At 67.2% G+C, this 11881-nt stretch carries 11 protein-coding genes; 7 read left to right on the plus strand and 4 right to left on the minus strand.

Annotated features, from left to right (window positions below; all coding sequences use genetic code 11):
* The first annotated feature begins 228 nt into the window (after window positions 1–228).
* From AC3ITW_RS00205 to AC3ITW_RS00215, 3 genes are all read left to right on the plus strand, one after another.
* The gene (locus AC3ITW_RS00205; RefSeq protein WP_004133314.1) at window positions 229–1011 is read left to right on the plus strand and encodes a hypothetical protein; all 783 of its coding nucleotides are present in this window, start codon (window positions 229–231) and stop codon (window positions 1009–1011) included.
* Between the two features lie 70 nt (window positions 1012–1081).
* Window positions 1082–1894 (plus strand): bifunctional DNA-formamidopyrimidine glycosylase/DNA-(apurinic or apyrimidinic site) lyase, encoded by an 813-nt coding sequence (gene mutM / locus AC3ITW_RS00210; protein WP_012509626.1) that lies wholly within the window; start codon window positions 1082–1084, stop codon window positions 1892–1894.
* Between the two features lie 105 nt (window positions 1895–1999).
* A complete protein-coding gene (locus AC3ITW_RS00215) occupies window positions 2000–3604 on the plus strand; it encodes an OpgD/OpgG family glucan biosynthesis protein (protein WP_012509627.1) in 1605 nt (534 codons plus the stop codon).
* Between the two features lie 530 nt (window positions 3605–4134).
* On the opposite strand, the gene AC3ITW_RS00220 is transcribed toward AC3ITW_RS00215, so the two are convergent.
* From AC3ITW_RS00220 to AC3ITW_RS00230, 3 genes are read right to left on the minus strand one after another with little or no spacing between them, the layout of a single operon-like run.
* Window positions 4135–4755: a thymidine kinase gene (locus tag AC3ITW_RS00220; RefSeq protein WP_065724022.1), complete on the minus strand. Its 621-nt coding sequence runs from the start codon at window positions 4753–4755 to the stop codon at window positions 4135–4137.
* Between the two features lie 9 nt (window positions 4756–4764).
* Window positions 4765–5493, minus strand: coding sequence for an SEL1-like repeat protein (locus tag AC3ITW_RS00225; protein WP_153674886.1), 729 nt, complete (start codon window positions 5491–5493; stop codon window positions 4765–4767).
* A 35-nt stretch (window positions 5494–5528) separates the two neighbouring features.
* The gene (locus AC3ITW_RS00230) at window positions 5529–6257 is read right to left on the minus strand and encodes an SEL1-like repeat protein (RefSeq protein WP_012509629.1); all 729 of its coding nucleotides are present in this window, start codon (window positions 6255–6257) and stop codon (window positions 5529–5531) included.
* 99 nt (window positions 6258–6356) lie between these two features.
* Between AC3ITW_RS00230 and AC3ITW_RS00235 the strand changes: the two genes are divergently transcribed.
* Both AC3ITW_RS00235 and AC3ITW_RS00240 read left to right on the plus strand, forming a co-directional pair.
* Window positions 6357–8333: a UvrD-helicase domain-containing protein gene (locus AC3ITW_RS00235; RefSeq protein WP_012509630.1), complete on the plus strand. Its 1977-nt coding sequence runs from the start codon at window positions 6357–6359 to the stop codon at window positions 8331–8333.
* 341 nt (window positions 8334–8674) lie between these two features.
* Window positions 8675–9202, plus strand: a complete 528-nt coding sequence (locus tag AC3ITW_RS00240; protein WP_012509631.1) for a GNAT family N-acetyltransferase — start codon at window positions 8675–8677, stop codon at window positions 9200–9202.
* 98 nt (window positions 9203–9300) lie between these two features.
* Here the strand turns inward: AC3ITW_RS00240 and AC3ITW_RS00245 are convergent, their stop codons facing one another.
* Window positions 9301–9951, minus strand: coding sequence for a YceH family protein (locus tag AC3ITW_RS00245; RefSeq protein WP_100435629.1), 651 nt, complete (start codon window positions 9949–9951; stop codon window positions 9301–9303).
* Between the two features lie 102 nt (window positions 9952–10053).
* Between AC3ITW_RS00245 and AC3ITW_RS00250 the strand changes: the two genes are divergently transcribed.
* Together AC3ITW_RS00250 and pyrF are read left to right on the plus strand one after the other, a co-directional pair.
* Complete coding sequence (locus AC3ITW_RS00250; RefSeq protein ID WP_065724026.1) at window positions 10054–10977, plus strand: 5'-nucleotidase, lipoprotein e(P4) family; 924 nt, start codon at window positions 10054–10056, stop codon at window positions 10975–10977.
* Entirely contained in the window at window positions 10974–11699 is a 726-nt protein-coding gene (pyrF, locus tag AC3ITW_RS00255) for an orotidine-5'-phosphate decarboxylase (protein WP_100435628.1), read from the plus strand. Before AC3ITW_RS00250 ends, pyrF begins: the two co-directional genes overlap by 4 nt.
* The last annotated feature ends 182 nt before the right edge of the window (window positions 11700–11881 follow it).

Below are 11881 nucleotides of genomic sequence, written 5' to 3' on the forward strand. Positions count from 1 at the left end.
CGCGGGCGGCCGCGCTTCAGCCAAGGCTAAAGTTCCTGCCCGCGCGGCCGATGCTGTGCACGACCCGATCCCGACGCGCCGGTCGATCAGCAGAGACAGTGCGGGCTTGGCATGTCGACCGTGAGGGAGCGCGGTCGTGGGGACATGGAGGTTGAGGCAGTGCCGTTGCGATGATCGATGCCTGTTGGGGTCGCCCGTGCTGGCCTGACCGATATCCAAGGATCCCCCGTGAAAGCAAACCCTGTCCTTCTCACCGCCACCCTGCTTGGTGGCCTCGCGTTCGGTGCACCGGTACTGGCCGACGAACCGCCCGCCGCATCCGAGCCGCAGCAGGATGCGGACGCCGCCGCAGTGGCACCGGCGCCCGCCTGGGAACATCGGGTTCCGACCAGCACCAAGCTGGAGACCAATGCCGACGGCCAGCCGATCGGTGACCGCGCGCTGCGCCTGGTGCAACGCTCCACCACGGGCAAGGTCGTGGCGGCACAGGCGGCCGTATCGCTGTTTGCCGGCGTCATCGGTGGCCGCGGCTTCAGCAAGGATCAGTTGAAGGGTACCCGCGTGGATACCGTGCCGAACCCGGCGTTCAGTTCGATGGAACAGCAGGCACGCGCGGCCCTGGCGACGTACTTCAGCGCCCATCCCGGCGCCATCCCCGAGCAGTCGCGGCCGGTGCAGGTCACCGTGGGTGACTTCACCCTGATCTACAAGGAACTGGGCAATGCCGAGACCGAGTACGAACTGCGCCAGAACGTGGATCTGGGCTTCCCGTACCGGCGCAAGCTGCCGACCATGCGCCTGACCGGTGGCGAAGGTGCACATTGCCGCATTGCCGAGCCGGTGTCGGCGTCGCTGGAAGCGTGGCAGGCCGATGACTACGCCCTGGTCAGGCAGACCGCTGAGCGCTACGCCGAGGCCTGCGTGGCCAGCTTCGTGCAGACGCTCCCCACGCTGTTTCCCGACACTGCTCCGGTAGCCATCCAGGCACCGGTTGAAGGCCAGGAGGTCTGATACCCCCGTCACCGCGGCCAGGTCGGCTGCGGTGACGTCTGCGTCTGCGGCGGAGCGCTAGAATCACCGCATGCCCGAGCTGCCCGAAGTCGAAACCACCCGCCGCGGCCTGGCGCCGCATCTGCAGGGCCGCCGCGTGCACGGGGTGATCCTGCGCCGCGCCGACCTGCGCTGGCCCATCCCGCCGGAGGTGGCCGGGCAGTTGCCGGGCCAGCGCATCGACGCGGTGCGTCGCCGTGCCAAGTACCTGTTGCTGGATACCGCCGCAGGCAGTGCCGTGCTGCACCTGGGCATGTCCGGCAGCTTGCGCGTGCTGCCGGGTGACACGCCGTTGCGCGCGCACGACCATGTGGACATCAGCCTGGACAACGGCCGCCTGCTGCGCTTCAACGACCCGCGCCGCTTTGGCAGCCTGCTCTGGCAGCCGGCCGGCGAGGTGCACCCTCTGCTGCAGGGGCTGGGACCGGAACCGCTGGACGACGCCTTCGACGGCAACTACCTGTTCGCCCGCAGCCGTGGCCGCAGCGCGCCGGTGAAGACCTTCCTGATGGACCAGGCGGTGGTGGTGGGCGTGGGCAACATCTACGCCGCCGAGAGCCTGTTCAAGGCCGGCATCAGTCCGCTGCGCGAGGCAGGAAAGATCTCGCGCGAACGCTACCAGCGGCTGGCCGACGCGGTGAAGGAAATCCTCGGCTACGCCATCACCCGTGGCGGCACCACCCTGCGCGATTTCATCAGCCCTGACGGCGCACCGGGCTACTTCGAGCAGGAACTGCTGGTGTACGGCCGCGACGGGCTGCCCTGCCCGAACTGTGGCCGCGCGCTGAAGCACGCCACCATCGGCCAGCGCGCCAGCGTCTGGTGCAGCCACTGCCAGCGCTGAGGCGGGCGGCCAGCGGCAGCTGAACGGGCAGGGCACGTCTCCGCTGCCCGTTAACGTTTGTCTGCCTATGATGGCCGACCTTCCCTCTGTGCCTGACGCGCCTGCATGCAACGACGCGACTTCATCCGCAATGCCTCCCTCGCCCTGGCTGCATTCGGCCTGCCGTCCCTGCCCGCGTGCGCGGCCAGCAAGAGCGGCCAGATGGGCCTGCGCCGCCTCGGCCAGCCGCAGCCGTTCGACTTCGCCACCCTGAAGGGCCAGGCGCGCGCGCTGGCACAGGCACCCTACAAGAGCCACAAGCGGGTGCTGCCGGGCCGCCTGGAAGGCCTGGACTGGGACCAGTACCAGTCGATCGGCTACCGCCAGGACCATGCGCTGTGGGCTGACCAGCCTGGCAAGTTCCAGGCCAAGTTCTTCCACCTGGGCCTGTACTTCCACTCGCCGGTGCGCATGTTCGACGTGGTCGACGGCAAGGCGCAGGAGCTGGCCTATGACGGCGCGGCGTTCAACTACGGCAAGAGCGGCATCAAGGACGGCGAGCTGCCGGCCGATCTGGGCTTCGCCGGCTTCCGCCTGAACACCCGCAAGGACACCGACCGCGACTTCGCCGCCTTCCTCGGCGCCAGCTACTTCCGCGCGGTCGGCAAGGAAGGCCAGTACGGCCAGTCCGCGCGCGGCCTGGCGATCGACACCGGCATGGGCAAGCCGGAGGAATTCCCGGACTTCATCGCCTACTACCTGGAGCAGCCATCGGCCGATTCGGAGACGATCGTGGTCTACGGCCTGCTGGATTCGCCCAGCGTGGCCGGTGCCTACCGCTTCGCCATCACCAATGGTGATGTGCTGCTGATGGACATCGACAGCGCGCTGTACCCGCGCAAGGCGATCGAGCGGCTGGGCATCGCCCCGTGCACCAGCATGTACCAGGTGGGCGAGAACGACCGCCGCATGGCATGGGACTGGCGCCCGGAGATCCACGACACCGATGGCCTGTCGCTGTGGACCGGTGCCGGCGAATGGATCTGGCGACCGCTGCTGAATCCGCGCAACCTGCGCTTCAACATGTTCGTCGACCGCAACCCGCGTGGTTTCGGCCTGCTGCAGCGCGACCGCAACTTCGACCACTACCAGGACGACGGCGTGTTCTACGAGAAGCGCCCCTGCCTGTGGGTGGAGCCGAAGGGCGAATGGGGCGAGGGCTCGGTGCAGCTGGTGGAGATTCCCACCGTGGACGAGACCTTCGACAACATCGTGGCGTTCTGGAACCCGAAGGAAAAGCCGCAGCCGGGCCAGGAGCTGCTGGTCGGCTACCGCCTGTACTGGGGCGCCGAACCGCCGGCACGGCCGCCGCTGGCGCACTGCGTGGCCAGCCGCACCGGCCTGGGCGGCGTGGTCGGCAAGAAGCGCGAGTATTTCAGCTGGCGCTTCGCGGTGGACTTCGAAGGCGGCGAACTGGCGAGGCTGATCGACAAGGGCGAGGTCGAGGCCGTGGTGGAAGCCAGCCGCGGCCGGGTCGAGATCGTGTCGGCGCGCCCGCTGCGCGAGATCAACGGCTACCGCGCGATGTTCGACCTGGTGCCGCCGGAGGGCAGCACCGAGCAGATCGACATCCGCCTGTTCCTGCGCAGTGGCGGCAAGACCCTTACCGAGACCTGGCTGTACCAGTACACCCCGCCGCCGGCGGGTGCGCCGGAGCGCACGCTTTACTAAGAGGGGTGGTGGGTTTGCAGGGCTTGCAGCCCTGCACCTGCCGAGGCCAGAGCCGAAGCAACGGCAGAAGCAGGTTTCCTGTAGGGAGGCGGGGTGGGTCCGGTTGAGGGGGACGGCGTAAATACGTCCATGTAGCCTCGGTCGCGCCATCCATGGCGCTCACGCCCCCTCAACCGGACCCACCCCGCCTTCGACAGATTTCCGCGATCTGTCGGAATTGCTCTTGGGGTCAGATCCGTCTTCCGATGGAAAACGGGTCTGACCCAGAGTTTCATTCGATGCCTGACAGATGTGTCGACCAAGGTCGACACCTACCAACAGCCGTGGGGATCTTTCAGAGGTGGGGCGGTGTGGGTGGGCAGGACCGTTGGCGCCATGGATGGCGCCATCGAGCCCCCATGGACGGGTTTACGGCGTGTCCTGACCACCCACACCGCCCCACCATCCCACGGATTGCCCGCTTTTGCCGTTGCCCTGGATCTGGCTCCGGCCTCGGCAGGTGCAGGGCGCAGCCCTGCAAAAGAACCCCTTTACAGCGGCAGGGGCGCCTGCGCCGGATCGATCCGGCCTTCGCCGCGGGTGATCTTCTTGAACTCCGCACGGCTGACCGACACGTAGCGGTCGTTGCCGCCGATCTCCACCTGCGGGCCGTCCTGCACGGCGTGGCCATGCTCGTCCACGCGCACCGTCATCGTCGCCTTCTTTCCGCTGTGGCAGATGGTCTTGATCTCTTGCATCTCGTCGGCCCAGGCCAGCAGGTACTGGCTGCCTTCGAACAGCTCACCGCGGAAGTCGGTGCGCAGGCCGTAGCACAGCACCGGAATGCGCAGCTGATCCACGATTTCGCTGAGCTGCCAGACCTGGGCACGGGTGAGGAACTGCGCCTCGTCCACCAGCACGCAGCCCATCGGTCCGTTCGTCGCCAGATCCTGCTCCACCCAGCGTTGCAGGTCGGTATCGCGGTCGAAGGCCATTCCATCGGCACGCAGGCCGATCCGCGAAGCGACCACGCCGGCGCCGGCACGATCATCCAGGCGCGGGGTCAGGATCGCCACCCGCATGCCGCGCTCGCGGTAGTTGTGGGCGCTCTGCAGCAGGGTCGTGGTCTTGCCGGCGTTCATCGCCGAGTAGTAGAAGTAGAGCTTGGCCATCAGCCAATTCTAGTCGCCCACCGCCTTGTCGTCGCGGACCGTGTCCGGCCGTCCTATCTCGACGCTGGGCGTCAGCGCGGGGCGCCAGTAGTTGTCCTGCAGGCACCAGTAGTCGGCCGCTCGCCAGTAATCGTTGTCGTAGACGATGCTGCCCGGGGTCGCGATGCCCTGCTCGTTGCCGCGGCGCTGGACGACGATCAGTCCGGAGCTCACGTACCCAAGGCGGCTGCCGGTGATCTGCTGGCGACCGTCCCTGAGGGCGCGCTCCATGCGAGGCTTGGCCACGCGGTCGCCGTAGTCGGCATACACCTGCTGGCCGCGCTCGATCGCCTGTGCCTGCTGGAGTGCGTCCAAGCGTGCCCAATAGTGCTCCCGCAGCACCAGGAAGTCGTGATACATGCGCTCGGCGGCCAGGTCCATCCAGATGTAGGCCATCACCGGATCGGCCCGGGTGCCGATGCCCTCCTGATACAGCCGCGCCACCATGGCCTGGGAAAACTTGTCGGCGTAGCGCGCCGAACGCTTGTAGTAGTCCAGCGCCCTGGTGGGCTGTTTGTCCCGTTCGGCCCGCTGGGCCATGCTGCGCCAGAACAGGTCCGGATGGGCATCGAAGAAGCCTCCGGTCAGGACGGTTGGCGGGATCTGCCGCGGGGCCTCCACCGGACATTCCCTGGCGGTCACGGCAGCGGCCATCGACAGGCCCAGCAGCAGGCAGAGTGGAGCGTGCTTCGCTTTCATATGATCGCCCTCCTGGCAATGGCCAAATACGAACGTCAGCGCCCCGCGCCTTCAACGGGGCTGAGCGGGCCGACCTCTACGTTCCCGCTGCGATGCTCCTGCTGCCAGATCTGGTCCTGCATGCACCAGTACGCGGTGGGTTCCCAGTACGCCTCGCGGTAATAGTCGTCACCGCTGATCGGCCAACCGGCCTCGGGACCGCTGGACAGTTCCACATGCAGCATCGAACTGACCCAGCCGGTACGGCTGCCGGTCATGCGGCTGCGCTCCAACCGCATGGCGGTCTCCATTCGTGGCTTGGCCACCACATCTCCATACTTCGCGTACAGCGCCGGTCCCTCGGCAAGCACCCGCTGGCGCTGCCCGGCGTCGAGGCGGTTCCAGTAACGCTCGCGCTCGAGCAGTAGCTCGCGATATCCGCGTTCGGCCGCCAGATCCATCCAGATGTAAGCCATAACTGGATCGGCGTCGGTACCTACCCCCTCCTGGTACATGCGTGCGACCAGCGACTGTGAAACCTTGTCGGCGTGGGCTGCCGCCCGCTTGAAGCGCACCAGTGCGTGGTCGGACCTGCCCTGGCGCCAGGACTGCAGGCCCAGTTCGCGCCAATGCAGGTCCGGATGCGCCTGAAGGAAGCCCTGGGTCATCACTGCTGGCAGGATCGACGTGCCCGAGCCGGGTGCGCAGCCTGCGCCGCGGGCGGACAGGGGGACCACCAGCAGCAGGACGCTGCCCAGGAGGGCGGAAGAGACAATCGGGGACATGCACCCTGCTCCAGGGCTCCGGTGCCGAATCAATAGCTTAGGAACGGGGCACGTGCAAGTCAGGTCCGCCCGTCGTCGCCCCGCTACAATCCCCATCCAATGCACGGTCTCAATCCCCCCCAAGCCGCCGCCGTCCTGCACATCGAAGGTCCGTTGCTGGTACTCGCCGGCGCTGGCAGCGGCAAGACGCGCGTGATCGTGGAAAAGATCGCCCACCTGATCGGCTGCGGCCGTTATCCGGCCCGGCGCATCGCGGCGATCACCTTCACCAACAAGTCGGCCAAGGAAATGCGCGAGCGCGTGGCCAAGCGACTGCGCGAGCAGGACGCCGACGAGGTGACCATCTGCACCTTCCACGCACTGGGGTTGAAGTTCCTGCAGATCGAGCACGCGGCGGTGGGCCTGAAGCGCGGTTTCTCGATCTTCGATGCCGACGATGCCGCTGCACAGATCAAGGACCTGATGTACGGGGCCAAGCCCGACGACATCGAGGACATGAAGAACCTGGTGTCACGCGCGAAGAATGCCGGGCTGTCGCCCGAACAGGCGATGGCGGCCGCTCGCAGCAACCGCGAGAAGGAAGCGGCCAGCGTCTACGAGCGCTACCAGCTGCGCCTGACGGCGTTCAACGCGGTCGACTTCGACGACCTGATCCGGCTGCCGGTGCAGGTGCTGGAAGAGAACCCGGACATCGCCGTGGCCTGGCGCGAGCGCATCGGCTACCTGCTGGTGGACGAATGCCAGGACACCAACGATGCACAGTACCGACTGCTGAAGCAGCTGGCTGGCGACAAGGGCAACTTCACCTGCGTGGGCGACGACGACCAGTCGATTTACGCCTGGCGAGGTGCCAATCCGGAAAACCTGCAGCAGATGGGGCGCGATTACCCGGCGCTGGAAATCATCAAGCTGGAACAGAACTACCGCTGTTCCAACCGCGTGCTGCGCGCGGCCAACGCGCTGATCGCCAACAACCCGCATGAGCACCTGAAGAAGCTGTGGAGCGACCAGGCTGACGGCGAGCGCATCCGCGTATGGGAATGCCGCAACAGCGAACACGAAGCGGAAAAGGTCGCCGCCGAGATCGCCTTCGTGGCGCAGTCGCGCAAGGTGCCGTGGAGCGATTTCTGCATCCTGTTCCGCGGCAACTTCCAGTCACGTCCGTTGGAAAAGGCGATGCAGCTGCTGCGCATCCCGTATCACCTGACCGGCGGCACCATGTTCCTGGAACGCCAGGAAGTGAAGGACACGCTGGCCTGGCTGCGGTTGCTGGTAAACCCGGACGACGACACCGCGTTCATGCGTGCGGTGCAGTCGCCCAAGCGCGATGTGGGCGCTGGCACGTTGGCCAAGCTGGCCGAGCTGGCGCAGGAAAAGGACATGCCGATGGCGCAGGCTGCAGAGGCGATCGGTGCCCTGCAGCAGCTGCCGCCGCGCGCAGCCAACAGCCTGGCGCGCTTCACCGACATCCTGCGTGACCTGCGTGCGCAGACCCGCCAGATCAGCTCCGGCGACATGATCCGCAAGGTGGCCAAGGAGTCGGGCCTGCTCAGCGAGCTGCGCCAGCAGGCCAAGGAAGAGGCCAGCTACCAGCGCCGTGCCAACAACATCGAGGAACTGGCGCAGTGGTTCGAGGGCGGCCCGCGCGGTGCCACCGCCGCCGACCTTGCCGGCCAGCTGGCGCTGCTGTCGCGCAGTGACAAGGACGAGGGCGGCAACCAGGTCCGGATGATGACCATGCACGCCTCCAAGGGCCTGGAGTTCCCGTATGTGTTCATCGTCGGCTGCGAGGACGGCGTGCTGCCGCACCAGGTGAGCCTGGACGAGGGCAACCTGCAGGAAGAGCGTCGCCTGCTGTACGTGGGCATCACCCGCGCCAAGATCCAGCTGTGGATGAGTTACAGCAAGCTGACCCGCAAATTCGGCGAGCACGTGCGGCTGAAGCCGAGCCGGTTCTTCGAGGAGATTCCGGCCGAGGAGATCCAGCGTGATGGCGCTGACCCGGTGGCGGATGCGGCGCGTAAGAAGGAGCGGGCGAGTGCCGGGTTGGCGGCGATCGAGGCGCTGTTCGATTGATCGGCGAACGGCGCAGCCCCTCGTGGCTGGCGTCGTTCGCAGCGCATTCGTGGTGGGCCGGGCGGGTGGGCTGGTCGGGACACGCCGTAAACCCGTCCATGGGGGCTCGGCCGCGGCTTGCTCGTGTGCGCTGTCCTGCGCACACGGCAAGACCGGGGTTGGGCGTCCTGCCCAACCCGCCCGAGGCATGCCTCGGGCCCATGCCGCGGACGGTCCCGCCCAGCCCACCCGCCCGGCCTCTGACAGGTTCCGTGCGCGCCAGCCACGGAAAAGAAAAAAGAAAATCAAAAGCAACAGCCGGGCGTTGAGGCAGAATCGGGGTTTCGGTTGGAGGTCTGCGCATGCATCCCATTGAAAGCGAACGCCTGCGCCTGCGTGCGATAGAACCCGACCGCGATGCGGCGCCGATGCTGGCGCTGTTGAATGATCCGGGCTTCGTGCGCTTCATCGGTGACCGCAACGTGCGCAGTGAAGAACAGGCACGTGAGTACATCGCGCTGCGGGTGCTGCACAGCTACGCGTTGAATGGGTTCGGCATGTATGCGATCGAGCGCTTGTCCGATGGGGCGTGGCTGGGCAATGCCGGTCTGGTGCGGCGCGATGGCCTGCCAGCGCCGGACATCGGTTACGCCGTGCTGTCGGACTTCGCCGGGCAGGGCTACGCCGGTGAGGCGGCGCGGGCGGTGTTCAACCATGCGCGCACCGTGCTGGGCGTGCAGGACCTGTATGGCATTACCGATCTGGACAACGTGGTGTCCGGAAAGATCCTGCTTGGGTTGGGCATGCAGGAACGCGGGGTCATCCAGTTGCCGGGCATCGATACGCCCAGTCGGCTGTACGCCACCTTGGGTGCGGCTGACGTCGGGTAGTGCCGGCCGCTGGCCGGCGCAGTAGCAGCTGACGGTGGGTGCCGACCGTTGGTCGGCACGATTCAGATGCAGTGCCGACCAACGGTCGGCACCCACCATCAACCGCGCAGTTCGGCCAGCTGCGCCTGCAGCTCGGCCACGGCTGCTTCCAGCTGCGCCACGCGCTCGGCCAGGCCGGGATCGGCTGCTTCGCTGCCACCGCCGCTGCTGGCGTACTTCGCAGCCAATGCAGCGCCGTCCACTTCACCGCACAGCAGGTGCATGTAGCGGTCTTCGCGCTGGCCGCTGGCGCGCGGCAGCACTACCAGCAGGGCGCGCTGCTGCAGGCGCTCGATGGCGTGGCGGGCTTCGTCGGCGTCGGCGAAGCGGTGCAGGCGTTCGCTGCGGGTGACCAGCTCGCCCAGGGTCTGCGGCCCGCGCAGCAGCAGCTGCGCCAGCAGCACGGTCTGCTGCCGGGTCAGGTCCAGCGCGGCCTGCAGGCGGTGCTCGTAGCGGTCGGCGCGCGAGGAGAAGTGCTGGCGAGCCAGCCCCAGCGTCTCCAGCTGGCGCAGTGCGTGCTGCACGCCGCCAGCGTCGATGTTCATCACCGGCTCGCGGGCGGTCTTCTGGTTGGCGGCTGATTGGGCGGCATTGACCGTCAGCGGATAGGTGTCCGGGGTGGTCGCTTCCTTCTCTACCAGGCAACCCAGCAGGCGGGCCTGCACGGCGTCGAGCAGGGGGACGTCGGGGGTCTGGGTGGAATCGGTCATGGCGGCCTCCGGAAGGGCAACGGGTCAACCGCCAAGCATAGCCGTCCCGGGACCGGCTTTGCCGGTAAAATGCGCTGGTATATCTGATTGCCGGTGATCTTCATGCGTCGTCCCGTTTCCCTGTCCCTGACCCTGCTCGCCACCGCGGCGCTGGGCCTGTCCGCCTGCAAGCGCGTGGACGCGCCTGCCGCCGACGCCGCTGCGCCGGAGGCTCCGGCTGCCGCTGCCAAGGCTGAAGGCACGCCCGATGTGACCGCCAACGACAACCTCAACGCAGTGCTGTGGATGCAGCGCGCGCAGGAGTACAAGGCGATCACCGAGCAGACCTACCGTGCTGCCGCCGACCACCTCGATGTGGCGCTGAAGGAAGCCCATTGGGATGCGCTGGTGCCGGAAGAACGCGGCAACGAGGCCAAGGGTCTGAAGCCAGCGGTGGTGCTGGACGTGGACGAGACCGTGCTGGACAACTCGCCCTACCAGGCGCGCCTGGTGCGCGACGGCAAGGAATACGACGAACTGAGCTGGGACCAGTGGGTGGCCGAAAAGAAGGCCAAGGCGATCCCGGGCGTGGTTGATTTCGCCAAGGCCGCCAACGCCAAGGGCGTGACCCTGCTGTACATCTCCAACCGCGCCGTGCACCTGAAGGACGCGACCCTGGCCAACCTGCGCGAGCAGGGCCTGCCGGTGGCCGACGACAGCGTGTTCCTCGGCCTGGGCACCGTGGTTGAAGGCTGCGAGCAGGCCGGCAGCGAGAAGAACTGCCGCCGCCGCCTGGCCGGGCAGAAGTACCGCGTGCTGATGCAGTTCGGCGACCAGCTGGGTGACTTCGTCGAAGTGACCGCCAACACCAACGACGGCCGCGACGCCCTGCTGCAGCAGTACCACGACTGGTTCGGCGAGCGCTGGTGGATGCTGCCGAACCCGACCTACGGCGGCTTCGAGCCGGCGCAGTTCAACAACGACTACAGCCAGTCGCGCCAGGCCCGCCATGATGCCAAGCGCGCCGCGCTGGACTACGCACCGTGAGCCGCGCGCCGCTGCCGCTGCGCGATGACGAGCGCCTGATCTTCGCGCTGGACGTGCCTGACCGCGTGCAGGCACTCGAGTGGGTCGAGCGCCTCGGCGACAGCGTGGCGTTCTACAAGATCGGCATGGAACTGCTGGCCTCCGGCGAGTACTTCCAGGTGCTCGATGAACTGGCCCGGCGCGACAAGCGCGTGTTCGTCGACCTGAAGTTCTTCGACATTCCTGCAACGGCTGCGGCGGTGATCAAGCGGCTGTCGCAGTGGCCGGTCAGCTACGCCACCATCCATGGCTGGCACCCGGCGATGATGGAAGCCTGCGCGGCCGCCAACAGCAGCGACATGCGTTTGCTGGCGGTGACCGTGCTGACCTCGATGGGGCGCCCGGACCTGGCGCAGATGGGTATCGACCGCGAGCCGGTGGACGTCGTTGTCGAACGCGCGCTGGCCGCCCAGGCCGCCGGTATTGATGGCGTCATCGCCTCGGGCCAGGAGGCTGGCCCGATCCGCGCCGCCACCGGCGCCGGGTTCTCGATCGTCTGCCCGGGCATTCGTCCCGGTGGCCCGGTCGGTGATGACCAGAAGCGCACGGTAGGCGTAGCCCAGGCCTTCGCCGATGGCGCCGACGCCATCGTGGTCGGCCGCCCGATCCGTCTGGCTGCTGATCCGCAGGCCGCGGCGCGGGCGATCCAGCAGGAAATCGCGTCGGCACTGGCTGCGCGCTGAGGCTGTCGCCGATCTTGCTCCACGCAGGTGTTGTGCCCGAATCGGCAGGAATCACGCCGGAGAATTCCTCTGGCCTCACTTGTGACTTTCGATTTTGAACAAAATCAATAAGTTGAACGGCATTACATCATGTGTTGCCTTAACTTGCGGGGCAGCGTAGGATCGCCGCCATCCGGTCCTCG

Source organism: Stenotrophomonas sp. KH_052 (assembly GCF_057838755.1).